Source organism: Candidatus Dechloromonas phosphoritropha (assembly GCA_016722705.1).
GTDB classification, from domain to species: domain Bacteria; phylum Pseudomonadota; class Gammaproteobacteria; order Burkholderiales; family Rhodocyclaceae; genus Azonexus; species Azonexus phosphoritrophus.
In genome coordinates this window covers 2,102,328-2,126,950 of record JADKGN010000004.1, presented here as the reverse complement: position 1 = coordinate 2,126,950, position 24,623 = coordinate 2,102,328, and the positions used below count along the sequence as shown (strand labels likewise).

The window sequence follows — 24,623 nt, the reverse complement described above, 5'->3', positions numbered from 1 at the left end:
GACTTTTCAGACACGCCAGTGACGCCACATCCCGAGTATTGCCCCGCCGGCAAGTATCACAAACAGAACGGCCTCCTCGAAGCGTTTGAGGTCGGCCAACACGGTGTTGATGACCAAACCGAACGCATAACCTGCCCCGCCGATCGTCAATGCCCGCACCACGGCACCAATCACATTCAGTACCACAAAGCGGAGGATCGCCACTCTGCTTGTTCCGAGGAGCATTGGCCCGGCAATTCTCAGCCCATAGAGGAAACGCAATGTCAGAATGAAAAGGGTAGCGTGACCCTCCAGCAGTTCATGAACCCGTGGCTGTTGCTCTGCCAGTGAAGGGAAGCGTGCAATCAGTGCCCGGCCTTTCCAGCGACCTAGCAGGAAGGCCAGTTGATCGCCCAGCGTGGCGCCCAGAACCGCCACCACGATTACCACGGGCAAGTCGAGCAAACCACGATGCGCGGCGAACCCGGCCGCGAGCAGGATGCTTTCTCCTTCCAGCAGTGTGCCGACAAAGACCGCCAGATAGCCGTAGGAAAGAATGAAGGCGCTGATCATGTATGCTGCTTCTGACGGTAGCTGAACACCAGCCCCGGGCGATCCTGGCGCGTGCGCAGTTCAATGCTGCCGCCCATCTGCATGGCCGCCTCACGGGCGATGGCCAGGCCAAGGCCGCTGCCTGTACCAATCGCGCCCGGCAGGCGGTAGAAGGCATCGAACACACGGCTACGTTCGTTCTGGGGAATGCCTGGGCCGGTGTCGACGACTTCGATAAAAACGGCATCGCCAGCGGCCAGCAGGCGCAGCGTCACCTCACCGCCGGCAGGCGTGTATTTCAGCGCATTGTCCAAGGCACTGGCCAGGATCAGGCGTAGCGCTTCCTCGGTTGCGTGCAGCGAAAAGCGCGCTTTTTCATCGAGGCCCAGGTCGATTCCCCCAGCCTCGGCCCGAGGAAGAAATTCGGCGATCAGCGCGCGCGCCAGAGCCGGTACCTCGACCTCGGTTTCTGCTGCACCTCCTGTCTGGATACGTGCCAGGTTCAGGAGTTGGTCGGTCAGGCGTTGCGCCCGCTCGATGCCGGCCTGCAAGGGTGCGACTCGCGCCTGCATGTCTGCCAGCGAGGTGGCGCGGTCGAGATTCTGCGCCTGCACCGACAAGGCGGTGAGTGGGCTGCGTAGTTCGTGGGCGGCATCGGCGATAAAGCGCATCTGCTGTGTCACCAGTAGATTCACGCGCTCCAACAGGCGGTTGATCGCCTGCACGAAGGGCCTGATTTCGTCTGGCAGACCGTCATCCACGAGAGGCAGTGGGCGTTGTGCGGCTTGCGCGTCCAGACTTGCCGAGAGTCTGGCGACTGGCACGAACCCCCGCCGCACGATGCGCACCACCAGCCATGCCAGCAGCGGCAACAGGAGGAGCAAAGGAATCAGGGTACGCAGGGCGCTGTTGACCGCGATTTCGTCACGTACCTCCGTGGGCTGAGCCAGCACGGTGCGCGCACCTGTTGCATTATCATGGATATAAACGCGCAACCGGCCCGAGTCCGTATCCAGCGTATGAAAACCGGCCTTCAGATCAGCGGCCAGCCATGCTGGAGGGCGGCTGCCGGGCAAGTGCAGGATCAGGATACGGGACTCCGGATCACCACCGACGCCAGCGTTACTTCGAACGCCAACTTGTGCCGCGTCGCCATACAACTCGGCGACCTGTCGCAACATGTCGTCCTGGAACTCCTTGGCTTCGGAATATGCCAGGATGAAGGAGGCCAGTGCAGCAACCAGCGCCGCAATCAACACGGCGCCGCCCAACATCAGGCTTAGGTGGCTTTGCAATGAACGCTTCATGCCGTTTTATCCACCATCCAGCCGGCACCGCGCACGTTCCTGATGGCGCCGGCACCGAATTTCTTGCGTACGCCGTGGATCAGGAAATCGACGGCGTTGCTTTCCACTTCCTCATTCCATCCGTAAATACGCTCCTCCAGTTCCCCGCGCGACACTATCGCGCCGGGACGCAGCAACAGCGCATGCAGCAGGGCAAACTCACGAGCGCTCAGTAATACAGTCACCTCCCCACAATGTGCTTCGCGGGTAGCCGGGTCGAGGCTAAGCTTGCCATTGCTGAGGACGGGTGTCGCCTGTCCGCCCTGACGCCGCACCACCGCGCGCAACCGAGCCAAAAGTTCGCTGACAGCGAAGGGCTTGACCAGGTAATCATCGGCACCGTAATCGAGTCCTTTGATCCGGTCATCGACGCCGTCGCGGGCGGTGACGACGACGACCTGCACTGAATTGCCCGTCTGGCGCAGACGACGCAGCACTTCCAGTCCGTCACGCTTGGGTAGTCCAAGGTCGAGCAGTACGGCTTGATGTTCGCCAAGTGCGAGAGTGGCGCTGGCATCCGCCAACCCGGCCTCATTGCGTTGGCCAAGACGGTTAATCGTCGTCGTCATGATCGGCCTTGTCCTCAGTGGCCAGGATCACCTGGCCACTGGTCGGATCGACCTTCACGTCCATGACCTTCCTGCCATTCACCACTTCGACATCAAAAACCCACTGGCCTTTGTGATGCTCGTAGTCGGCGCGGGCAGCTTTGCCACCGGTGTGCTGTTCGGCCGCTTTGACGGCCTGAACCATATCTATCTTCGCCCCGCTAATCGCCAGAGCGTCGTTCTCAGTGGGTTGCGCCGCATGAGCAATGCCGATAGCGGCGGCAGACAGGGCAATAAACTCTGCCAGATACAGTTTGTGTTTCATGATGCTTCTCCTTCAAGAACCGCGACATTCGCATAGACATGAAGTTAGTGAAGAAGAATTAGGGGAGAATTAGCCCAGCATCAAACAATTGCCAGATTAGGAAATGTAAATCACGCCCTACTGGAAACGGCAGCAAAGCGCAGTATGTGGTCTGCCTCGTTGCATTTGGCATGTAACGGCATTGGGGCTGGGAGCTGACTCAGTTAGCCTTACCCCGAAGAGTAGCCGCGGGTCGAACCGAGCCAGTCATATTCATCCGGCCGATCCTGTTAGTTACCCCGGCAGCGGCTCGAACAATGCTGCCAGGTCATCAGTGCCGAACTTGAGTTCGACGCCGCGATCCTCGGAGAGTATGCCGGCGGCCAGTTCGGCCTTTCGTTCCTGGAGCGCGAGAATCTTCTCTTCGATGCTGCCGCTGACGATCAACTTGTAGACGAACACCGGCTTGTCCTGCCCGAGGCGGTGGGCGCGGTCGGTGGCCTGGTTTTCGACCGCCGGGTTCCACCACGGATCGTAGTGGATGACGGTGTCGGCGGCGGTCAGGTTGAGGCCGACCCCGCCGGCCTTCAGGCTGATCAGGAAGATCGGAACTTCACCGGCCTGAAAGCGGCTGATCGGCTTTTCACGGTCGCCGGTGTCGCCGGTAAGCAGCGCGTAGTCGAGGCCGCTGGCGACGAGTTCATGCTCGATCAGCGCCAGCATGCTGGTGAATTGCGAGAAGACGAGGATGCGCCGGCCTTCATCGACCAGTTCCGGCAGCATCGCCATCAGCAGGTCGAGCTTGGCGCGTTCCCTGACCTTGCGCGCCGAACTGGCCCTGACCAGGCGCGGGTCGCAGCAGACCTGGCGCAGCTTCAGGAGTGCGTCGAGGATGACGATCTGGCTGCGGCTGAAGCCCTTGCTGGCAATTTCGTCACGCACCTTGGCGTCCATCGCCGCGCGTACCGTCTCGTAGAGGTCGCGTTGCCCGCCTTCGAGTTCGACATTGCGCACGATGATGGTCTTCGGCGGCAACTCCTGCGCGACATCTTCCTTTTTGCGGCGCAGGATGAAGGGCCGGATGCGGCGGGCGAGCAGGTCGCGGCGCCGGTTGTCGTTCTGTTTTTCGATCGGCGTCCGCCAGTGCCTGGCGAACTGCCGGCCGCCGCCGAGAAAGCCGGGCAGCAGGAAGTCGAACTGGCTCCACAACTCGCCGAGATGATTCTCCAGCGGCGTACCGGTCAGGCACAGGCGGTGCCGGGTATCAATCTTGCGCACCGCTTCGGCGCCGCGGCTCTGGGCGTTCTTGACAGTCTGCGCCTCGTCGAGGATGAGCAGGTGGTAGCTATGCCGCATCAGTTCGTCGGCGTCGCGCCAGAGCAGCGGATAGGTAGTAAGCACGACGTCGTGTTCGGCGATCTCCGCAAAGCGCTGCTTGCGCTCCGGGCCGTGTAGCGACAGCACCGACAGGTCGGGCGCGAAGCGCGCCGCCTCGTGCTTCCAGTTGAAGATCAGCGAGGTCGGGAGGACAATTAGCGCCGGCTTGTCGAGGCGCCCAGCCTCCTTTTCGAGCAGCAGGTGGGCCAGCGTTTGGGCGGTTTTGCCAAGGCCCATGTCGTCGGCCAGGATGCCCGAGAGGTTCTGCTCGCGCAGGAACTGCAGCCAGGCCAGCCCCTCTTTTTGGTAATCGCGCAATTCGAGGCGCAGGCCGGCCGGCGAAGCGATGCTCGATACGCCTTGGGCGGCGCGCAACTGGTCGGCCAGTGCCAGGATGTCGCCCTGGCCCTTGAACCGCCAGCGGCTGGTGTCGTTGATCTCGGCCAAGCGCGGCGCGTCGAAGCGCGAGACGCGCAACGTGTCGCCGCCGGCAAAACCGTCGAAGAGATCGATCAGCGTCGCCGCCAGCGGCTTGATGCGGCTGGCCGGGACGCGAACGCGCTGACGCAGCGCGGTCTGGAGTTCGATCGGCTCGTCGTCGGCAATGGCGTCGATCAGCGCGCTGTCGAGCCAGCGGGCATCGCGGCGGAACAGCGTGGCGAGCAGCGGAGCCAGCGCCAGGCGCTGACCGTCGACGATGATGCCCATGTCGAGATCGAACCAGCCGTTGTCGGACGCGACGAGATCGGCTTCCCAGCCATCGACTTCGAGCAAGTGGTGGCGGAAATCTTCCGGGTATTCGACCTGCCAGCCGGCGGTGCGCATGGCATCGCGGCCCTCGCGCATGAAGACGATCCAGGCTTGTTCGCTGGCCAGCCCGAAGATCCCTTCCGGTGGGCGGCCGAAGGTATCGAGGGTGTGCGACGGAATCTTCTCGAAGCCAGCTGCGGTCAACGCCTGCAGGGACTCCCTTTCGGCTTCGGGCCGCCGCTTGAGGTGGACCGTCTCGCCTTCCGGCAGGGTAATGAACTCGTGGTGCTCGCTTGGCCGGACATCGACGTCGGCATAGCGGAAGAGTGGTTGCGCAATATCGAAAGCGTCGCCGGTCAGGCTGCTTGCATAGCCGCGCCAGGCGCGGTTGCCGTGGGTCTGGACGGTGTCGAGTTGGAGGACTGGCTGCGGCGGCGCATCGACGATGCGCAGGTGGATCGTCGCGTCCTCTGCCGGTTTCGGCAATTCGGGGGCGAGTTCCGCCAGGGTCTGGGCGACGACCGCCGCTTCCTTGGCCGAGAGTGGCGGCAGGCTGAACAGCCGGCTGATCACTGCCGGATTGCCGGCCACCTCGAGCGGGCCGGCCTCGCTTTCGCCGAGATCGACATACCACGGTGGCTGCAGCAACGGGACGACCAGCGCCGCCGGCGGTTCGGCGATCAGTCGCGGTCTCTGCTGGCCGCGCGCGTCGACGCGCCAGCCGACCCGGGCCGGGCGCGGGCCCCCCTCGCTTAGCGGTAGACCGTCGCCGCTATCCACATAGAGACGGCCGCTGCGCGCCAGGCGCTCGAGAACCTGGGCGCCGTGCCGCGGCCCGAGGCCGAAGGCGCGCAGCCCGACGGTTTCATGTAGGCGGTCGGCCCACAAGGCGCGCAGGATGCTGAGATCTTCCTCGTTGACGAATTGCGGCGGATTGACCAGCGCGCGTTCGATGTTCCACCATTCCTCGGTGCTGTCGGGAAACTTGCCCTTGGCGATCTCGATTCCGAAATGGCGCTGGTCAGGCGTCCATTTCAGCATGTAGAAAAGCTGCTGGCGGGCACCGGACGGACGCGCCTTCTTCTTGGCCACGGCGATCGACGCGCGGCGCAGATCCTCAACCCACGACAGAACGCCGGGACTGACGCGATCCGGGATGTCGCGCTCGGTGATGGCGCGCAGCAGCATGGCCGCGACGTGCTTGCAGTGGCTGCCGACCGGGCAGCTGCAGTTGCTGAACAGGACCGGCACGCCGAGCCGGCCGGTAACCAGCTTCGCCATCGCCAGATAGGGTTTGCGAGCGCTGCCGGGAACGACAGCACGGATGAATTCGGGCGTGATTTCGAGATCATCCACGACATCAACATAAGCGTGCGCCTTGTCCAGTTCGCGCTGGCCGAGCCAGTCACGCAGATCTTGCTCGGTGTAGGTATCTAGGGAAGGAGGCGGCATCAGGTTTCAGTAGAGCAACAGGCCGATCAGTGCCGCCAGCAGCAGCGCGATTGCGGCCAGCCAGTGACTCTGCTGTTTTTGAGCGGCGATCAGGCGTTCGAGTTGCACCTGCAGGTCGGCCGACGGTTCGCGCGCCAGCGCCCGATGAATCAGGCGCGGCAGTTGCGGCACGGTGCGCGCCAGGTAGGGGGCTTCCTGCTGCAAGGCGCGCAGCATGCCGCGCTGGCCGACCTGTTCGCTCATCCAGCGCTCGAGAAAGGGCTTGGCGGTCGTCCACAGGTCGAGTTCCGGGTCGAGCTGGCGGCCAAGGCCCTCAATGTTGAGCAGCGTCTTCTGCAGCATGACCAGTTGCGGCTGGATCTCGACGTTGAAGCGGCGTGACGTCTGGAACAGACGGAGAAGGACTTTGCCGAAGGAAATATCCTTTAGCTGGCGGTCGAAAATGGGCTCGCAGACCGAGCGGATGGCGGACTCGAATTCATCGACCCGGGTATCCTTGGGCGCCCAGCCGGACTCAATGTGCGCCTCGGCGACGCGCTTGTAGTCGCGACGGAAGAAGGCGAGGAAGTTTTGCGCCAGATAGTTCTTGTCGCTGTCGGTCAGCGTACCGACGATGCCGAAATCGACGGCGATGTAGCGGCCGTCCGGGGCGACGAAAATGTTGCCGGGATGCATGTCGGCATGGAAAAAGCCGTCGCGGAAGACCTGCGTGAAAAAGATCTCGACGCCGGCCGCCGAGAGCTTCGGCAGGCTGATGCCAGCGGCCCGCAGCCTGTCGATCTGCGAAATCGGTATCCCCTTCATGCGCTCCATGACCATGACGGTCCGTGTGCAGTGGTCCCAGTAAACCTCGGGCACGATCAGCAGCGTCGACTTGGTGAAGTTGCGGCGCAATTGCGAGGCATTGGCGGCCTCGCGCATGAGGTCGAGTTCATCGCGCAGGTATTTGGCGAACTCGGCGACCACCTCGCGTGGCTTCAGGCGCCGGGCATCCGACCACAGTCTTTCAAGCAGAACGGCGAAGGTGTCGAGCAGAGCGAGGTCGTGCTCGATGACCGACAGCATGTTCGGGCGCAGGATCTTGACCGCGACTTCGTGACCGCCATCCTCTTCCTTCAGCCGGGCGAAGTGAACCTGGGCGATCGAGGCCGAAGCGACCGGTATCGGGTCAAATTCGGCAAACACGTCGTTTGCCGGACGGTGATACGCCTTCTCGATTTCCGCCAGCGCAAGATGCGAATCGAATGGCGGCACCTGATCCTGCAGTTTGGCGAGTTCGTCGGCGATGTCGGTCGGCAGCAGGTCGCGACGGGTCGACAGCACCTGTCCGAACTTGACGAAAATCGGCCCCAGCGCCTCCAGCGCCATGCGCAATCGTGCTGCCCGCGGCGCGGAGAGGTCGCGCCAGAACTGCAGCACATTGGCAACGCGGACCAGACGCCCGCTCGGCTCAAGTTCGAGCACCATTTCGTCCAGCCCGAAGCGACTGGCGACGGAGGCGATCTTGAGCAGGCGGAAGAGGCGCATGAGGAAAAGGGGGCGCGAACGGGCATGAAGAAAGCCAATCGAGCATGTTAACACGCAGGGTGGCAATTGGCCTCGCGCGGTCGGGGCATTTTGCAATACCCTGGCACCCACGGCGTATAATCGCCATTTGCCTTTCCCGCAGCGAATCAATGGCCCATGATGTCAAATCCCTGCTGACCGAACTGCTACGGCGGGCGCTGGCAAGCGTTGCGCCGGCGGCGACCGGAACGCCGATCCACATTGAACGACCGCGCGACCCGACGCATGGCGATTTTGCCACCAACCTGGCAATGCAACTGGCCAAGGTACTGCGGAAGAACCCGCGCGAAGTCGCCAGGCTGTTGCTGGCCGAGCTTCCGGCTTCGGGGCTGGTCAGCAAGGCCGAGGTGGCGGGGGCGGGATTCATCAACTTCACGCTCGATGCGCGGGCCAAGGTCAATGTCGTCAGCGCCGTGCTGGCTGCGGGCGACAAGTTTGGGCGCTCGCACCTCGGCGGCGCGCAGAAGGTGCAGGTAGAGTATGTTTCCGCCAACCCGACCGGCCCGCTACACGTTGGCCACGGGCGCGGCGCCGCCTATGGCGCGTCCCTGGCGAACCTGCTGGCCTTCGCCGGCTGGGATGTGACGCGCGAGTATTACGTCAACGATGCAGGGCGGCAGATGGACATCCTCGCGCTGTCGACCTGGCTGCGTTACCTCGAGCAACACGGCGTCGTCGTGCCCTTTCCGTCCAATGCCTATCAGGGCACCTATGTCCGCGACATGGCAGGGCAACTGACGGCGGCGCACGGCGACAAGTACCTCCATCCCGCCACCGTGGTGATGGCCGGCGTCCCCGGCCTGCCGCAGGCCGACCGCGCCGACGACGAGGCCAGGCAGCAGCGCGAATTCCATCTCGATGCCCTGATCGCCCGGGCCAAGGATCTGCTCGGCCCGGACTGGCCCTACGTGCATCAGCATGCGCTGTCCGAACAGCTGGCCGACTGTCGCGACGATCTGGAGGAGTTCGGCGTCGAATTCGATGTCTGGTTCTCGGAAAAAGCGCTTTTCGATACCGGACTGGTCGCGCGTTGCGTCGACCTGCTCGGGCGGAACGGCCATCTCTACGAGCAGAACGGCGCCCGCTGGTTCCGGTCGACCGCCTTCGGCGATGAAAAGGACCGCGTCGTGCAGCGCGAGAACGGCCTGTACACCTATTTCGCCTCCGACATTGCCTACCACCTCAACAAGTTCGAGCGCGGTTTCGACAGGGTCATCAACATTTGGGGTGCCGATCACCACGGCTACATCCCGCGCGTCAGCGGCGCCGTCAGGGCGCTCGGTCTCGATGCCGACAGGCTGCAGGTGGCGCTGGTCCAGTTTGCCGTCCTCTATCGCAACGGCCAGAAGGCATCGATGTCGACGCGCTCCGGCGAGTTTGTTACGCTGCGCGAACTGCGCAAGGAGGTCGGCAACGACGCCTGCCGTTTCTTCTACGCGCTCAGGAAGTCCGACCAGCACCTCGATTTCGACCTCGATCTGGCCAAGAGCCAGACCAACGAGAACCCGGTCTATTACATCCAGTATGCGCATGCCCGCATCTGCTCGGTGATCGCGCAGTGGGACGGCGATTTTGCATCGCTCGCCGTTGCCGATCTGAAGCGCCTCGACAGCCCCCGCGAACTGGCCATCGCCAACAAGCTGGCCGATTTCCGCGATGTCGTCGAGAATGGGGCGCGTGACCTGGCGCCGCATCTGATCGCCTTCTACCTTAAGGATCTGGCCGGCGAGTTCCATGGCTGGTATAACGCCGAACGTATGCTGGTCGAAGATGCCATGCTGCGCGATGCGCGTGTCGCGCTGGCCGCGGCGGTCCGCCAGGTGATCCGCAATGGTCTGGGAATCCTGGGTGTCAGCTGCCCGGAATCGATGTGAGGAAAAACCATGAGTCGTGACCTGAAACCCAAAAAGAACCAGCCGGCAAGGAAGAAGGCGCGCGGCGGTACCCTGATCGGTATGTTCATCGGCCTCGTGATCGGGGTCGTTATCGCCGCCGGGGTGGTGTGGACCATGAACAAGTCGCCGCTGCCCTTCAACAAGCAGGTGATGACGCAGACACCTCCGCCGGAAGGTGGCAAGGTCAATGGCGTCAAGGCGGTGGCGCCGGCCGGTGATGCCCAGCCGCCACTGCCGATAACGCTACCGGGCAAGCCGGGGGACCCGATTCCCGAAAAACGCTTCCAGTTCTACGACATCCTGCCGGGCAAGTCTAACGCCGTCCCGGACAAGGCACCAAAACCGGTCGCCAGGGAAGAGCCGAAGAAGGAGGAAAAGAAGGAGGAAGCGAAGGTGGAGTCCAAGGAGAGCAAGACCCCGCTCTTCCTGCAGGCCGGTTCCTTCAGTACCCCGCATGATGCCGACAACCAGAAAGCCAAACTTGCGTTCATGGGAGTGGAGGCCGTCGTGCAACAGGTGATGGTGCAGGACAAGACCTACTACCGCGTCCGGGTCGGCCCGTACACCAAGAGCGATGAACTGAACAAGGTCCGCGCCGAACTGGCCAGAGACGGTATCGAAGCCCAGGTTGTCAAGAGCAAGGAGTAAACAATGCAATTTGCCCGTCGTACTTTTCTCGGTGTTACCGTCGCCGCCGCGCTGGCTGTCGGCGTTCCTGCCTTGGCTCAGACTGCCGGCAAGGATTACACTCCGGTTTCGCCAGCCCAGCCGACTGACGATCCAGCGAAGATCGAGGTGCTCGAATTCTTCAGCTACGGGTGCCCGCACTGCAGCGATTTCCATCCGCAGATTTCCACCTGGGCGGCCAAACTGCCGGGTGATGTCGTCTTCAAGCGGGTGCCTATCACCTTTGGCCGTGCTGCCTGGGCAAATCTCGCGAGGATCTACTATTCGCTGGAAGCGACCGGCGACCTGGCCCGTCTCGACGGCGAAGTGTTCAAGGCGATCCATAACGATCGCCTCAACCTGTTCGAGGAAAAGTCGATCGTCGAATGGGTCGCCAAGAAGGGTGTCGATCAGAAGAAATTCACCGAAGCCTTCAATTCGTTTGGCGTCATGAGCAAGGTCAAGCGCGGCGACCAGTTGGCGCAGGCCTACAAGATCCAGGGCGTGCCGGCGGTGGCGGTTGACGGCAAGTACCTGGTCGGCGGCAGCGGCTTCAACGAGGTGCTGGCCACCACCGACAAGTTGATCGCCAAGGCGCGCGGCGAGAAGGCCGGCAAGAAATAGTTGGCGTTGAAGGTATTCATCACGGGCGCCTCGTCGGGTATCGGCGAGGCGCTTGCCGTTTACTACGCGGGCCAGGGGGCGACCCTTGGCTTGGCGGCGCGGCGGGCCGCTTTGCTCGAGGCACTGAATCAGCGTCTGGGTGGCAGGCATGCCACCTACTCGCTCGACGTCCGTGATGCGCCGGCCCTGCGCGCGGCGGCCGCGGACTTCATTGCCCGCTTCGGCGTCGCCGATATCGTCATCGCCAACGCTGGAGTATCGGCCGGAACGCTGACCGAACACGCGGAAGATCTCGATACATTTCGCCGGATCATGGACATCAACGTTTTCGGCATGGCCGCGACCTTCGCGCCGTTCATCGCGGCGATGCGGGCGGGCGGCGGCGACAGGCGCCTGGTCGGCATCGCGTCGGTCGCCGGGATTCGCGGACTGCCGGGCGCCGAGGCCTATTCGGCCTCGAAGGCGGCGACGATCAGCTACCTCGAAAGCTTGCGTCTCGAGATGCAGCCCTGTGGAATCAAGGTGGTGACCATCGCGCCCGGCTTCATCAAGACACCCCTGACTGCGGTCAACCGCTACAAAATGCCCTTTTTGCTCGAGGCGGACGAGGCCGCCCGGCGTTTTGTGCGGGTCATCGAACGCGGCATGAGCTATACGGTGATTCCGTGGCAGATGAGTGTCATCGCCAAACTCCTGCGCGTCCTTCCCAACCGGCTCTACGACAGGCTTTTCAGGAGCGTCCCGAGGAAGCCGCGCGACTTGCTAAAATAGTCTCATGCCAAACATCATCATCAATGGCGGAACACGCCAGATTACTGAAACCCTGACTGTCGCCGCGCTCATCGAGCAGCTTGGCTACACGGGCAAACGCATTGCCGTCGAGCGCAACGGCGAGATTGTCCCCAAGAGCCAGCACGCGGCAACCCTGCTCGCGGCCGGTGACCAACTTGAAATCGTCGTCGCCGTCGGCGGCGGCTAAGCAAAGAGAGAACACTCATGCATCAACTGACTATCGCCGGCAAGGCGTATCGTTCCCGACTGCTGGTCGGTACCGGCAAGTACAAGGATTTCGCTGAAACCCGGGCGGCCATTGATGCTTCGGGTGCCGAGATCATCACCGTGGCGATCCGTCGCACCAACATTGGCCAGGACCCGAGCCAGCCCAACCTGCTCGACGCGCTGCCGCTCTCGCAATTCACCATCCTGCCCAATACCGCCGGTTGCTACACGGCTGATGACGCGGTGCGCACGCTGCGCCTGGCGCGCGAACTGCTCGACGGCCATCCGCTGTGCAAGCTCGAAGTGCTGGGCGACCCGACCAGCCTGTTCCCGAACATGCCGGAAACGCTGAAGGCTACGGAAACGCTGTTCAAGGATGGTTTCCAGGTCATGGTCTACTGCTCCGACGACCCGATCCAGGCCAAGATGCTCGAAGAGATCGGCTGTGCCGCCGTGATGCCTCTGGCCTCGCTGATTGGCTCCGGCATGGGCATCCTGAACCCGTGGAACCTGCGCCTGATCATCGACAGCGCCAAGGTACCGGTCATCGTCGATGCCGGCGTCGGCACCGCGTCCGACGCCACCATCGCAATGGAACTCGGTTGCGACGGTGTGCTGATGAATACCGCCATCGCCCACGCCAGGAATCCGGTGCTGATGGCGAGCGCCATGAAAAAGGGCATTGAGGCCGGCCGCGAGGCTTATGTGGCCGGGCGCATGCCGCGCAAGCTCTATTCCGCCGATCCGTCGTCGCCGACCAGCGGACTGATCGGTTCGTGAGCGACGGCGTCTACAACGCCGGCCGGGCCGGCGAGGATCACGGTCACATCAAGAGTTACGTGCGCCGTGCCGGGCGCATGTCGGAAGCGCAGCAACGCCACTACGCGGAACTGATGCCGAAGATTGGCATTGCCTACGTCGCAAAGCCGATTGACCTTGTTGCGGTCTACGGGCGAAATGCCCCGAAAATTCTCGAAATCGGCACCGGCATGGGCGAAACGACGGCGCAGATTGCCGCTGACAACCGCGACAACGATTATCTCGGCGTCGAAGTGCACTTGCCGGGCGTCGGCGCGCTGTGCAAGCAGATCGTCGAGCGCGAACTGACCAACCTGCGCATCTGCCAGCATGACGCCGTTGAAGTCGTGCGCGACATGTTGCCGGAAGGCTCACTTGACGGTGTACACATCTTCTTCCCCGACCCGTGGCACAAGGCGCGCCACAACAAGCGCCGGCTGATCCAGCCGCCGTTCGTCGCACTTCTCGCAGCGCGCCTGAAGCCGGGCGGCTATTTCCATTGCGCCACCGACTGGGAAGAGTACGCCGGGCAGATGCTGGAAGTTCTTTCCGCCGAGCCGTCACTGGTCAATTCGACCAACGGCTTCGCCCCGCGTCCCACCTACCGGCCGCTGACCAAGTTCGAAAACCGCGGCCTGCGTCTCGGGCACGGGGTCTGGGACGTCATTTTCTTCAGGCGCTAAGCTGGCAATCTAGTGGCCGTGCATGGTGCCCGGCTCCATCGTGGTGACGCCGGGTTGCAGCACGTTCGGGTCGAGCATCCCGAAGATCATCGCGACGTGCGCGACGACCAGAAATACCGCCGCCCACATCGCGTGCCACTTCAGCCTCTGTTCATCGTTCAGGCCGCGTCCGGTAACACCGAGATCAAGCAGCGCCAGCCCGAGCAAGGGCACGACGCCGAGCAGGTAGGCACCAACCGCGATCAGGTCGGCCGGGCCACGCCATAGGCCGCCCTGAGTCAGCGGGATGACGGCGGTGAACAGCAGATAAACAAAGACGCCGACGAAGTAGATGCCGCCGGCAATGCTCGCAGTCCGGTTGATGCTGCGTACCGTGCCGTGCAACTGGCGCGAAAAGAGGATGAACAACTCGGTGATGACGACGGTTTCGGCAAGAATGACCGGGACCGCCATGAACAAGATCAGGTTCCAGGGCTGATTGGTGGCCAGCAACTGCATGTAATGCGTCATGGACATGATGATTCTCCAATGCAAGGGGTAAAGCCGCGCCGGCAGGTGCCGGGCGGATTGAAACAGGCAGGGGAGAATCAGTGAATCGGGGGCGGGTTGTCGGGCGGCAGTGCCGGGCCAAGCGCCAGCGTGCAGCGGATCGGAATCACTCCACCCGGAGTCGGGTCGGCGAGCAGCGCCGGCTTGGCCGGCAAGGCGGGTGACACGGCGAGGTCGCAACTGATCTGGCAGGCCTTGTCGCCAAGCTGGTGGTGTGCATGCGCCAAAGTCGCATCGTTCGCTGCGTGGTCCGGACAATCAGCCATCACGGATGATTGCGCCACAGCAAAGTCTGCCTGAATTGCCGGTAACGGCAGGGCATAGGCAGCCCCTGATAGCCCGCGCAGGGCAATCGACAGTATCAGCAGCAAAACGAGACGCACACCCGGACGCATGGCGCAAGTCTAGCATTCAAAGGCGATGCGGCGAGCCTGGCGGACTGCTAAAATCTCGGTCTTTTCAGTCCGCATGGTGCGGCCCGCACCCGGATACAAACACTTCGGAAATTCAATTATGTGGTTCAAGAACCTGCAGCTATACCGCCTGCCGACACCGTGGAACGTCGACCTGGCCAAACTCGAAGAACAACTGGCGCGCGGCCCGTTTGTCAAATGCCCGAGCAACCAACCGGCCAGCCGTGGCTGGGTAGCGCCGCGCAAGGATGGCGCGCTGGTCTTTTCGCTTGGTCGCCAGTGGCTGCTGGCGCTCTCTGTCGAACAACGCCTGCTGCCTTCGGCGGTGATCAACGAAGAAGTGCAGGAGCGGGCCGAGACAATGGAGGCGCAGCAGGGCTACGCACCCGGCCGCAAGCAGCTGAAGGAGTTGCGCGAGCGCATCACCGAGGAACTGATGCCGCGGGCCTTTACCCGGCGCCGCATGACCTTCGTCTGGATCGATTCGCAAAACGGCTGGTTGTGCGTTGATGCCAGCAGCCCGGCCAAGGCCGAGGAGGCTATCGAGCATTTGCGTCACTGCCTCGACGATTTCCCGCTGACACTGCTTCATACGCAGCTTTCGCCAACTGCGGCGATGGCCGACTGGTTGGCTAGCGGCGAGGCGCCGGCCGGGTTCACGATCGACCGCGACTGCGAACTGATGGCCGCCGGCGACGAAAAGGCAGCGGTCCGCTACGTCCGTCACCCGCTGGAAGGCGACGAGATCAAGGCGCATCTGGTGAGCGGCAAGCTGCCGACGCGCCTGGCGCTGACCTGGGATGACCGGATATCCTTCATCATCAGCGAGAAGCTCGAAATCAAGCGCCTCACCTTCCTCGACCTGCTCAAGGAGGAAGCCGAGAAAAGCGCCGAACATGCCGACGAGCAGTTCGACGCCGACTTCGCGCTGATGACCGGCGAACTGTCGCGCTTCCTGCCGCAGATCGTCGAAGCGCTGGGCGGCGAGGTCGCCGACGAGAAGTGAGCGCCTGCCCCTGCACCCCAGGGGTGCTTCCTTCGGGGCGCGGGCTGGATAAGCAATATGCGGACTGTTGCGGTCGACTTCATTCCGGCGCCGAAAATGCCGCGAGCGCCGCGGCGTTGATGTGCTCGCGTTACAGCGCCTATGTCCTGGGACTCGAGCCTTACCTGCTGTCGACCTGGCATGCGTCGACCCGGCCATCTTCGCTGAACCTCGCCGAAACGATGGACACCAAATGGCTGGGCCTCGAAGTCAAGAGCCACCAGCAACAGGACGAAGCCCACGCCACCGTCGAATTCATCGCCCGCTACCGCATAGCCGGTCGAGGCCATCGCCTGCACGAACTCAGCCACTTCGTTCGCGAGGAAGGGCGCTGGTATTACGTCGCCGGCGAGGAGCAGCCGATCCGATGCGCCTGAAAATCACCGGAGTCATCCTGGCTGGTGGACTCGGCCGGCGCATGGGCGGCGTGGACAAGGGTCTGCAACTGCTCGATGGCAGACCGCTGGTCACGCATGTCATCGAGCGCCTCGCGCCGCAGGTCGATGAACTGCTGATCAATGCCAACCAGAACAGCGCACGCTACGCTGAGTTTGGTCTCCGTGTCGAGGCCGACCGGATTCACGGATTTGCCGGTCCGCTGGCCGGCCTGCACGCCGCGCTGGCGGTTGCGATGCACCCGCTGGTGGCCACCGCACCCTGCGATTCGCCCTTCCTGCCGGCCGATCTGGTTTTTCGCCTGTTTTCGGCGTTGACCGCGACAGATGCGGAAATCGCCGTCGCTCGCACTTTCAACCAGCCGCACCCGGTATTCTGCTTGTGCAAACGCGCGGTGCTGCCGCATCTGGACGAGTTTCTCGAACGCCGCGAACGTAAGTTCGAGCGCTGGTATTCGACGCTGAATGTTGTCGAGGTCGCCTTCGACGACGAGGCCGAAGCCTTTGCGAACATCAACACCCGTGAGGAACTCGGGCGCTTCGAGGCGGCAAAGGAATAACCGCCAGCCGGCTATTCCGGCAACTGGACATGTCCTTGCTCATCGAGCGGCAAGAACGGATTCCAGCAGGACTCCCAGAGAAGCCAGAAGTTTGCAACCATGCGGGCTTCGGCGACAAAGGTGAGCAGCCGGTGGTGCGACAGACATCCGCGCTTGTTAGTCACTAACCAGTTCAATCATCACAAATCATGAGAAGAATTCAGGATGCGCAAGCCATGGTTGGCACTATGTTGAAGCGGGTCAATGAGCAGGCCGCAGCGACGACTGAACGTCCCAATCGAGTGAGGTAGTAGCGATAGGTATGAGTGACTTTCTTGATCAAGCCGAGCGTACGCAGTCGGGCAAGTTGGCGCGACATGGCGGACGGAGTGAGCTTCAGATAGCTGAGAAGATCGGCACGACGCCAACCGTGAATGTTGAACTCGCCGCGTTGCATGGTTTGCAGCAAGGCTTTCTCGGCAGGATCAAAGAAGTTCACCCCTTTGACACCGGGAGCCGCCCCCAACCGTGGCATGCTCAATCGCTCCAAGTCACGCTCGCCGGCACTGGGGTCATCGAGGCTGGAGAGGAACGCCAGGTAACGTTGGTTGCAGCCGAGCAGGATGTCGCGCAGGTCGATCAGGCTATAGATTGTCTTCTTCAGGGGCGCCAATTCTCGGGTGGCGTGCCTGTCCTTGTGTTCCACCTTGCGGTGGTGTTTGAAGAAACTCACGTCATTGACGGTCGTTTCGACCCGCAGTACGCGGGAGAATTTGTCATACACCTTGACGCCAGCGGCGCCCATGGTGTGCTTGATGCAGCGCCCCTCGATACGGGTGGACAACCGGGAACCGATCTCCTGGGCCAGTTGTGGCGTGACTTTCTTGCCCAGAAAGCTGGAGACGCGTTCTGCGTTGGCGGCCAAGACCGCTTGGCGCGAAATGGCGTCATACAGTGGAACCAATATCTGCTCACTGCGAAACATCAGGTCGGTGGAGTATTCGACTTGGCGCAAGCTCCAGTGATACGAGGATCCAAAGACGTCAAGCACTGGGCACAACCACTGCGCATAGCGATCCAGTCGCGGGTGAAGTACGTCGGGACTGAACGCATCCGCCAGCGCCTGCGCCTGCGCGATGTCGGCGACACGCAGGAAGGCGTTGTCCTGCTGGAGGAAGTCGATCCTTTCTCGCGTCAGAGTTCTTGCCAGAGCGCTGTGACCATTACAGTAGAACTGCAACCCGAACGGTGCCCACGTCGGCACACGCAGGTAGCACAACCCCAGTTCCTCGTCGATGAAATAGAAGTAGTAGTGCAGGCACTTGCCTTGATCGGGGCGCAGGAAAGTCTTGCCACTGCCTTTGTCATGCCACGGTTTGTAGCTCGGACAGGCTTCCATGGCCGAGAGTACATGCACCAAACCCGGTGCGTCGCCGCGACCGGCGAGCACTCGCGCGACCAACTCTTCCTTGCGAATATGGCTTTTGCTGACGTGCTCGATTTCAATACCCGCCGCCAGACACACCTCCTGCGCACGCTCACGAATGCGATCTCGCAGCGGCTCGGCAAATCGCGGGTAGTCGAATACCCGAATTCCGTGCGTGTACAAATAACTCGTCATTCCTGCCGCGTAGCACGCACCAGGCAGCGTGCCGGTGATAATGATCCGGTCAAAGCACGAAAGCACGCCATGCATGTTCGTCGCGTATCGTTCCGCCAGAGCCATCGCCAACATGATCGCCTCCTCGGTCATTCGTCAGCCTTCTATCGTAATACCTGTTTGGTTCCGGCTCGTCCGGCTTAGGGTTGTACCCACGCGCCGCGCCCTCCTGTTGCCCATGCCGGGCATTTCCACTTTCTCGGATTCGTTTTCGATCTTCCGACGCTGTCATTTGATACAATTCAGCCTATTGTTTTAACGCTGTTTTATGAGGATCATCATGACTATGACGTCCTCAATATATCAACTGCATCACCCCGTTGATTAATTCTGCGCTGGCGCACTTTGATGCCCACTTTGCCCCCTACCTGCGGTGCTTCCAAAGCCGCACCGGCTCGGTTGAAGCAGCAGCCCGCCTGTATCTCCATGGCCGGTTCCAGAGTGATCGGCGTAATCTGGAGCGGATGGCCGAACAGGTGGCGGGAAGCCACTACCAGCGCCTGCATCACATGCTGAGTGAGTCGGCGTGGCGCTGCGCTGATGTGCGGCATCAGCTGATCCAAGATGCCAATGGGTATTTCGGCCATGGCGCCGCCTTGGTCTTCGACGAATCCGCGCTGGAGAAGAAAGGCGAGAAGTCGGCTGGCGTCGCGCGGCAATGGAATGGCCGGCTGGGCAAGACAGAGAACAGTCAAGTCGGTGTCTTTGCAGCCGTCGTTCGTGATCGCGCCTGTGCGCTGGTCGATGGCGAACTCTTTGTCCCCGAGAAGTGATTTAACGAACGGGTACGTTGTCAGGCGCCAGGCACGCCTGAGGACCGAGCGTTTCGCACCAAGAGGGAAATGACGCTCGCCATGCTGTTGCGGCTGCACCGCGAAGAACTCTATTTCAGCTATTCGGTGTTCGATGCCGGCTACGGGGGCATTTACCGTGGTTGCTGACTGAGCTTGACGACGCGTGTGAAACCTTTCTGGCCGAAGTGCATGCGGATCGGACGATCTATTCGAGTGATCCGCGCCCCGGAATACCGGTGCGCACTTGCGCCAAGGGCAAGGCACCCACATGATGGCAAACGCAAGTAGCCGCACCGACGGTGACGGCTTGGGCGCTGGCGCAACCGGCTGCTGCCTGGTGTCGCCTGTCGGTACGCGAGGGGGAAAAGGGTGGGGCCATTGCCGATTATCTGACGTGTCGGGTCTTTGTCTGGGATGGTCAAGCGGCACCGGCCCGGCGTTGGCATTTGCTGGTTCGTCGGGAAATTGATGGCACGAAGCTGAAGTTCTGCCTATCGAATGCCAAGCCCCAGTGTTCGCTAAGCCGCTTGGCCGATATGCAGGTGGCCCGTCACTTGGTCGAACGTGCCTTCGAGGATGCCAAGGGCGCCTGCGGGATGGCCGCTTATCAGGTCAGGAGTTGGCAGGCCTGGCATCATCACATGGCGCTCGTCATGGTGGCGCTGATGTTTCTGGCCAAGGAACGACTGGCTAATCGTGAGACCGCTACGCTGCTTTCCTGCAATGACCTGGTCGATATCTTGCGCCACAAGCTAACGATCCAGGATCGAGACAAATGCTGACCTCGCCACCATGATCGCAAATCGCCATCGACAGCGCCAGAAAGCCATGGATTTCGCTTATCAAAAATAGGCCACTACCCTGAAGGCATTATGTTGTTATGGTATCTCACTACTGTCCGGTCAAATGAGCACTCGAACTGCCGAGCGCCGTGACTGACGGGGCGTTCCGAGCGAAAAGGTGTGGTGTCGATTTGAAATCGGCGAAAAATGGCCCTTCGAAATTTTCTGAAGGGTGTTGCCATGAACGCCGGCAAGACACTGTTTTCCCAGTTGATGGATTTCCTGCCGTGGTCGACATTCAATCGCTATGTCACACGCTACAGCGGCGACAAAGGCGTTCGCACACTGAGTTGCGCCGAACAATTTCGGGTGATGGCCTTTGCACAACTGACGTATCGGGAGAGCTTGCGGGACATCGAGACCTGTCTGTCGGCGCAATCCGCCAAGCTGTACCACATGGGATTTCGCGAGCCGGTACGGCGTGCGACATTGGCCGACGCAAACGAATCGCGGGATTGGCGCATCTACGCCGACTTTGCCGCGCGGCTGATTGTCCAGGCAAGAAAGCTCTATGCCAGCGAAGACTTGGGCCTGGAATTGTCGAACACCGTGTATGCGCTCGATTCGACCCCCATCGACCTGTGCCTGTCGGTATTTCCCTGGGCGCATTTCCGTACCACCAAGGCGGCGGTGAAGATGCATACGCTGCTCGACTTGTGACCAGGGGAAATCCCTGTGGGACGCGGCAGTATTCCCAGTTTTATCCACGTCTCCGACGGGAAACTGCACGATGTCCATGCGCTGGACTTGCTGACCCCGGAAGCCGGTGCGATTTACGTCATGGATCGCGGTTATGTTGATTTCGCCCGCTTGCACAGGCTGCATCAGGCGGGGGCTTTCTTCGTGACCCGTGCCAAATCGAACCTGAATTCCCATCGCGTCTATTCGGCGCCAACCGACCGCAGTACCGGTATTCTCTGCGACCAGACGATTGCCCTGGATGGCTATTACACCCGGCGCGACTATCCTGCCCAGTTGCGGCGTGTTCGATTCAAGGATGCCGAGACCGGAAAAACGCTCGTCTTCCTCACCAACCAGATGATCTTGCCGGCAGCAACGATCTGCGCGCTTTACAAAAGCCGCTGGCAGGTCGAGTTGTTCTTCAAGTGGATCAAGCAGCATCTTCGAATCAAACAGTTCTTCGGTACTTCAGAGAACGCGGTCAAGACGCAAATCTGGATCGCGGTGTCGGTCTATGTGTTGGTCGCCATTGTTCAGAAAAAATTGAAGCTCGACGTTTCCCTCTACACTTTGCTACAGGTTTTATCCCTCACCCTATTCGAGAAAATGACCTTGCAGCAGGCGTTCCCGGGTGACGATTACAGATCCGGAGCGCACCCGGTTTGCAACCAATTGAATTTATTGGGAATCTAACCGGACAGTCAAGTTTTACCCTCCTCCAATTGAAAAAGGAAATTTCGCCATGATGACTTTTAAATCTTTGTGCGCCGGAATTACCCTGTGCGGCGCTTCCGCCATCGTATTTCCTGCCGGCAACCCGCTCAGCGTCCACGTACTAAATTTGGAGAATGGCCTACCATCGCCCGGGGTGAAAGTGCTGCTGGAAAAGCAGGACGGCAAAAGCTGGATAGAACTCAGCAGCGGCATCACCAACGAGCAAGGCCGTATCCCGGCGCTGTACCCGGAAGGCAAGGCGCTGGAAAAAGGCAACTACCGCGTCACCTTCAAGACCGGCGAGTGGTTTGCAGCGCGCAAAACGCCTTCGTTTTTTCCTGAAGTTCCGGTGGTTTTTGTGGTCGATGGCACAGTGCCGCACTACCACATCCCGCTGCTGCTGAGCCCCTTCGGTTTTTCAACCTATCGCGGCAATTAAGTCCGGCGTCGAAGGTTACCTGTAGTCAATTTCACAGCCCCCTTCGACGGGTCGCCCTGACGTTCATCGAAACCGGCGCGCGTCAAGATAGTTGTCGCCTCGGTCATGCAGTTAATGGCGGAATAAGCTTGTCTTCCAGATGCGCGTTGGCGATGCAATCGCGTTCTGGATTGAGGGTCACTACACCGACCGGCGTCCAATTTCGTGTCTGACCAGTCCAGCGCGCCGGGTTGAGATTGTCGAGCACCAGATGGACCCGGCGAGCGGTGGCATAGACCTGTTCGGGCAGGTGGCGGACGAAAGCCACAAAATCGGCTTTGGTCCGATGATCGGTCACTCCGACAGTTCGTCGACCGCCCTTGGGCTCGATGGCAATGAACAGATTGCACGTTCCGCGACGAACGTATTCGTAGTCCACTTTGACTGGCATGCCGGCCCGATCGGCAAGGGCCGGCGCGAATCCTCGAGCAGTTGCTTGCTCTTCTCGTCCAGCCAAACGACGGGTTCCCGCGAGCGGAACGGGCGCGCGTACAACTCGAGCAGATCGTACATCAGCTGTCGATACTCTTCCGTCAGCCTGCCGACACACCACATCAGTTTGCGCCACGGCTTGATGCAGTTTTTTTTTAGCAGCCGGCGTATCGTCTCGCGGCTGATCGGACCGACATCGGCCACTGCGTGTGCCGCCCGCTACAGCAATTCGAGTGTCCAGCGTGTGGCCCCCTCCGGCGGCGCCGAACAGGCCAAGGCCGAAATCTCGGCCTCGACATCGGCACCGTACTGGCATGGTTTGCCTGGTCGTGCCACATCGCGCAGCGCGTAATCCGCCCGACCTTCCCGATATGCCGCCCGCGTTTTCCAGATGGCTGTCCGTCCTACCCCCAGAACCGCCATGATCTGGGACTCCGGTATGCCGTGATCAAGCGCGGACAGTACGTGTGCCCGATTGACTTCCCTGGTGTGGCGCAAACCTTTCGCCCGGCACGATTCAACCTAAAAACCTCGGTTAGCTGATTCCATTCGCATGGCTTACGAGGAATTGATGCGGATGAGGTGGGCCGATGGCAGCCCTCAAGCGCTGCTCCTGTTGGGCGATCTGTTGCCCGACTTGCTGAGTACGGACAAAGCCTGCGACATAGACGCGATCATCGAGCATCTTGCTGCGAATGAGATTCAAGCGGTCATCCCTCCCAAAAGCAATCGTATTGTCCAGCGTAGTTTCGATCAGCACCTTTACAAAAATCGCAACCTGGTAGAACGCTTCTTCTGGCGGATCAAGTAGTTCCGACGCGTCGCCACGCGCTATGACAAACTCGCCGAACGCTTCGCTTCCTTCGTCGCCCTCGCCGCAGTTTTCATCTGGCTCACGTGATTGTCAACACACCCTAGCAAACCGAAGAAAACCGTGATCGGTCCCCGATACGTCTGTACCTGCTTTCTCTGACTGTCTACCGTCTGAATTTACCGGACTGCGCGACTTTTCGCGTAGGTCCGGTGGAATGATGAGTTGGAGGAAGTAGCCGACATCAAGCAAAGCCGCGATGACGAAAGCCTGATGATGTGGATGGAGGCGTACGTGCTTACATGACTTCGATGACGAGAGCCGGATCAAATTGCGGATTCTCGCTCACACCGCTCTTGGCATAGCCGCGCGGGTTACAGACTACGCGTGTGCCGTTCAAAACATAGTCAAAGCTGTCGTGAGTATGCCCGTGTATCCACAATTCGACACGTTTGCCGTCAATCAGTCGTTCGGCATCGGAGACGAAGCAGGCGTTCAAGGGTGAGCCCGCAAATTTCGGATGAACGCTTTTCGGCGAGGGGGCGTGATGTGTGATAACAACGGTTTTGCCCGGGAAAGGTTCAGCCAATTTTTCTTCAAGCCAGTTCGCGTGACGAGTGAATAGCAGTTCGGACATATCCGGCGTGAACATCGTTTCCGACGCTGCGTCCATTTGAATTCTGCTGAAATCACGCATGAAGTTCAGTGCTTCGCTGACTGCCACATCTCGCTTCTCCCCATCGCCAAATAACCGGAAATCGGTCCACAGCGTCGTTCCAAGAAAACGTACGCCACCAATCACGACGGCGTTGTTGTCGAGCACCCAAATATCACGCCGGCTACACAACTGCCTTAACTCCTGAACTGTCGAGGCAATACTGCCTCCGTAAAACTCATGATTGCCTGGCACGTAGAGAACGGGCTTGGTGAACGTGCTCGCCCAGGCGATGGCTTCTTTGGGTCGGGCGATGTCTCCCGCGATAATTACTACGTCCGCATTCGTTTTCGGTACCTCAAATGCGGCGACGCTCAAATGGAGGTCGGAAAGAACATGAAGCTTCATAGATTTCGTCCTCTAAGTTCAAGGTAAGCGACAGGTCCGCCTTAGGCGGACCTGTCCGCTTGAGCATCTTATTCGGCGCGTTGTTTGCCAGGGAGCATGCGCCGCAAGGTGTTGTCACGAAGAACGTAGTGATGGATTAAGGCCGCAAAAGCGTGCAGACCAATCAAGAAGTAGCCCACTGTTCCCGCTGTTTCATGAATTTCCTTTATTTGCTTGGCTAGGTCCTTGTTCTCCGCAACAAGAGTGGGTAGCTGGAGCCCAAAAAACGGAATTGGCTTACCAGCCAAGCTCAGAACCAACCAGCCGGCCAACGGCAACCCCAGCATCAACGCATAGAGCGCATAGTGAACTGCTGTGGCAAGCAACTCCTGCCATCGCGCAGCGGGCGGTTCAATGCGTGGTGCCGGCCCACTGGCAAAGTGCACCAACAAACGCAGGATAGCGAGAAAGAAAACGGACAGACCCAGCATGAAATGCCACGTTTTCAACGCCTCGCGAAGGTCACTACCCTTTGGAAACAGGCCATGTAGTTCTATGCAGGCATACACCGCTGCGATCAACGCAAACATCAACCAATGCAAGCCAATTGATAAGGAGCCATAACGTACAGAATTGTTTTGCCAGTTCATATTTTGCCTCGAGGATTTGCCATCCACCGTTGGAATTCA

General features: G+C 60.7%; 27 protein-coding genes and 3 pseudogenes. 16 read left to right on the top strand and 14 right to left on the bottom strand.

Annotated elements, in window-relative coordinates; all coding sequences use genetic code 11:
* Positions 1-6: 6 nt before the first annotated feature.
* The 6 genes from IPP03_15995 to ubiB all read right to left on the bottom strand — a co-directional run bounded on the left by IPP03_15995 (position 7) and on the right by ubiB (position 7,835).
* On the bottom strand, positions 7-552 hold the full coding sequence (locus IPP03_15995; protein ID MBL0354074.1) for a DedA family protein: 546 nt from the start codon (positions 550-552) through the stop codon (positions 7-9).
* On the bottom strand, positions 549-1,838 hold the full coding sequence (locus IPP03_15990) for a two-component sensor histidine kinase (GenBank protein MBL0354073.1): 1,290 nt from the start codon (positions 1,836-1,838) through the stop codon (positions 549-551). Before IPP03_15990 ends, IPP03_15995 begins: the two co-directional genes overlap by 4 nt.
* Positions 1,835-2,446, bottom strand: coding sequence for a response regulator (locus tag IPP03_15985; protein ID MBL0354072.1), 612 nt, complete (start codon positions 2,444-2,446; stop codon positions 1,835-1,837). The genes IPP03_15990 and IPP03_15985 overlap by 4 nt, the downstream gene beginning before the upstream one ends.
* A complete protein-coding gene (locus IPP03_15980) occupies positions 2,430-2,750 on the bottom strand; it encodes a PepSY domain-containing protein (GenBank protein MBL0354071.1) in 321 nt (106 codons plus the stop codon). Before IPP03_15980 ends, IPP03_15985 begins: the two co-directional genes overlap by 17 nt.
* 273 nt (positions 2,751-3,023) lie before the next feature.
* Positions 3,024-6,308, bottom strand: coding sequence for a DEAD/DEAH box helicase (locus tag IPP03_15975; GenBank protein MBL0354070.1), 3,285 nt, complete (start codon positions 6,306-6,308; stop codon positions 3,024-3,026).
* 6 nt (positions 6,309-6,314) lie between these two features.
* Positions 6,315-7,835, bottom strand: a complete 1,521-nt coding sequence (gene ubiB / locus IPP03_15970) for a ubiquinone biosynthesis regulatory protein kinase UbiB (protein MBL0354069.1) — start codon at positions 7,833-7,835, stop codon at positions 6,315-6,317.
* A 149-nt stretch (positions 7,836-7,984) separates the two neighbouring features.
* On the opposite strand from ubiB, the gene IPP03_15965 reads away from it, so the two are divergent.
* The 7 genes from IPP03_15965 to trmB are packed head-to-tail and all read left to right on the top strand — an operon-like array spanning position 7,985 to position 13,539.
* Entirely contained in the window at positions 7,985-9,748 is a 1,764-nt protein-coding gene (locus IPP03_15965; GenBank protein ID MBL0354068.1) for an arginine--tRNA ligase, read from the top strand.
* A gap of 9 nt (positions 9,749-9,757) precedes the next feature.
* Positions 9,758-10,417: an SPOR domain-containing protein gene (locus tag IPP03_15960; GenBank protein ID MBL0354067.1), complete on the top strand. Its 660-nt coding sequence runs from the start codon at positions 9,758-9,760 to the stop codon at positions 10,415-10,417.
* 3 nt (positions 10,418-10,420) lie between these two features.
* Positions 10,421-11,059, top strand: a complete 639-nt coding sequence (locus IPP03_15955) for a thiol:disulfide interchange protein DsbA/DsbL (protein ID MBL0354066.1) — start codon at positions 10,421-10,423, stop codon at positions 11,057-11,059.
* A gap of 18 nt (positions 11,060-11,077) precedes the next feature.
* A complete protein-coding gene (locus IPP03_15950; GenBank protein MBL0354065.1) occupies positions 11,078-11,830 on the top strand; it encodes an SDR family oxidoreductase in 753 nt (250 codons plus the stop codon).
* A 4-nt stretch (positions 11,831-11,834) separates the two neighbouring features.
* A complete protein-coding gene (thiS, locus tag IPP03_15945) occupies positions 11,835-12,038 on the top strand; it encodes a sulfur carrier protein ThiS (GenBank protein ID MBL0354064.1) in 204 nt (67 codons plus the stop codon).
* Between the two features lie 17 nt (positions 12,039-12,055).
* Positions 12,056-12,838, top strand: a complete 783-nt coding sequence (locus IPP03_15940) for a thiazole synthase (protein ID MBL0354063.1) — start codon at positions 12,056-12,058, stop codon at positions 12,836-12,838.
* Positions 12,835-13,539 carry a tRNA (guanosine(46)-N7)-methyltransferase TrmB gene (trmB, locus tag IPP03_15935; protein ID MBL0354062.1) on the top strand — a complete coding sequence of 235 codons (705 nt, stop codon included), beginning with the start codon at positions 12,835-12,837 and terminating at the stop codon, positions 13,537-13,539. Before IPP03_15940 ends, trmB begins: the two co-directional genes overlap by 4 nt.
* 9 nt (positions 13,540-13,548) lie before the next feature.
* Here trmB and IPP03_15930 read toward each other — a convergent pair whose 3' ends face one another.
* Positions 13,549-14,055: a permease gene (locus IPP03_15930; GenBank protein ID MBL0354061.1), complete on the bottom strand. Its 507-nt coding sequence runs from the start codon at positions 14,053-14,055 to the stop codon at positions 13,549-13,551.
* A gap of 71 nt (positions 14,056-14,126) precedes the next feature.
* On the bottom strand, positions 14,127-14,471 hold the full coding sequence (locus IPP03_15925; protein MBL0354060.1) for a hypothetical protein: 345 nt from the start codon (positions 14,469-14,471) through the stop codon (positions 14,127-14,129).
* 130 nt (positions 14,472-14,601) lie between these two features.
* Here IPP03_15925 and IPP03_15920 point away from each other — a divergent pair, with 130 nt between their 5' ends.
* The 3 genes from IPP03_15920 to mobA all read left to right on the top strand — a co-directional run bounded on the left by IPP03_15920 (position 14,602) and on the right by mobA (position 16,501).
* The gene (locus IPP03_15920) at positions 14,602-15,507 is read left to right on the top strand and encodes a recombination-associated protein RdgC (protein MBL0354059.1); all 906 of its coding nucleotides are present in this window, start codon (positions 14,602-14,604) and stop codon (positions 15,505-15,507) included.
* Between the two features lie 119 nt (positions 15,508-15,626).
* Positions 15,627-15,923 (top strand): zinc chelation protein SecC, encoded by a 297-nt coding sequence (locus tag IPP03_15915; GenBank protein ID MBL0354058.1) that lies wholly within the window; start codon positions 15,627-15,629, stop codon positions 15,921-15,923.
* Positions 15,914-16,501 (top strand): molybdenum cofactor guanylyltransferase, encoded by a 588-nt coding sequence (gene mobA, locus IPP03_15910; protein MBL0354057.1) that lies wholly within the window; start codon positions 15,914-15,916, stop codon positions 16,499-16,501. Before IPP03_15915 ends, mobA begins: the two co-directional genes overlap by 10 nt.
* Before the next feature lie 11 nt (positions 16,502-16,512).
* Here the strand turns inward: mobA and IPP03_15905 are convergent, their stop codons facing one another.
* Together IPP03_15905 and IPP03_15900 are read right to left on the bottom strand one after the other, a co-directional pair.
* Entirely contained in the window at positions 16,513-16,665 is a 153-nt protein-coding gene (locus tag IPP03_15905; protein MBL0354056.1) for a hypothetical protein, read from the bottom strand.
* Between the two features lie 35 nt (positions 16,666-16,700).
* Positions 16,701-18,233, bottom strand: coding sequence for a MarR family transcriptional regulator (locus IPP03_15900; protein ID MBL0354055.1), 1,533 nt, complete (start codon positions 18,231-18,233; stop codon positions 16,701-16,703).
* Between the two features lie 227 nt (positions 18,234-18,460).
* Between IPP03_15900 and IPP03_15895 the strand changes: the two genes are divergently transcribed.
* From IPP03_15895 to uraH, 5 genes and pseudogenes are all read left to right on the top strand, one after another.
* On the top strand, positions 18,461-18,913 hold the full coding sequence (locus IPP03_15895; GenBank protein MBL0354054.1) for a transposase: 453 nt from the start codon (positions 18,461-18,463) through the stop codon (positions 18,911-18,913).
* 12 nt (positions 18,914-18,925) lie between these two features.
* Positions 18,926-19,081, top strand: a pseudogene (locus tag IPP03_15890) (transposase).
* A 152-nt stretch (positions 19,082-19,233) separates the two neighbouring features.
* Positions 19,234-19,716 (top strand): hypothetical protein, encoded by a 483-nt coding sequence (locus IPP03_15885; GenBank protein ID MBL0354053.1) that lies wholly within the window; start codon positions 19,234-19,236, stop codon positions 19,714-19,716.
* A gap of 240 nt (positions 19,717-19,956) precedes the next feature.
* A pseudogene (locus tag IPP03_15880) lies at positions 19,957-21,150 on the top strand (IS4 family transposase).
* A 49-nt stretch (positions 21,151-21,199) separates the two neighbouring features.
* On the top strand, positions 21,200-21,610 hold the full coding sequence (uraH, locus tag IPP03_15875; protein MBL0354052.1) for a hydroxyisourate hydrolase: 411 nt from the start codon (positions 21,200-21,202) through the stop codon (positions 21,608-21,610).
* A 103-nt stretch (positions 21,611-21,713) separates the two neighbouring features.
* Here uraH and IPP03_15870 read toward each other — a convergent pair whose 3' ends face one another.
* Together IPP03_15870 and IPP03_15865 are read right to left on the bottom strand one after the other, a co-directional pair.
* Positions 21,714-22,028 (bottom strand): transposase, encoded by a 315-nt coding sequence (locus tag IPP03_15870; protein ID MBL0354051.1) that lies wholly within the window; start codon positions 22,026-22,028, stop codon positions 21,714-21,716.
* A pseudogene (locus tag IPP03_15865) lies at positions 21,944-22,579 on the bottom strand (helix-turn-helix domain-containing protein). The gene IPP03_15870 and the pseudogene IPP03_15865 overlap by 85 nt, the downstream one beginning before the upstream one ends.
* A gap of 55 nt (positions 22,580-22,634) precedes the next feature.
* Between IPP03_15865 and IPP03_15860 the strand changes: the two are divergent.
* A complete protein-coding gene (locus IPP03_15860) occupies positions 22,635-22,892 on the top strand; it encodes a transposase (protein ID MBL0354050.1) in 258 nt (85 codons plus the stop codon).
* A 298-nt stretch (positions 22,893-23,190) separates the two neighbouring features.
* On the opposite strand, the gene IPP03_15855 is transcribed toward IPP03_15860, so the two are convergent.
* The gene (locus IPP03_15855) at positions 23,191-23,955 is read right to left on the bottom strand and encodes a metallophosphoesterase (GenBank protein MBL0354049.1); all 765 of its coding nucleotides are present in this window, start codon (positions 23,953-23,955) and stop codon (positions 23,191-23,193) included.
* A 68-nt stretch (positions 23,956-24,023) separates the two neighbouring features.
* On the bottom strand, positions 24,024-24,584 hold the full coding sequence (locus IPP03_15850) for a cytochrome b (protein MBL0354048.1): 561 nt from the start codon (positions 24,582-24,584) through the stop codon (positions 24,024-24,026).
* Positions 24,585-24,623 lie beyond the last annotated feature (39 nt).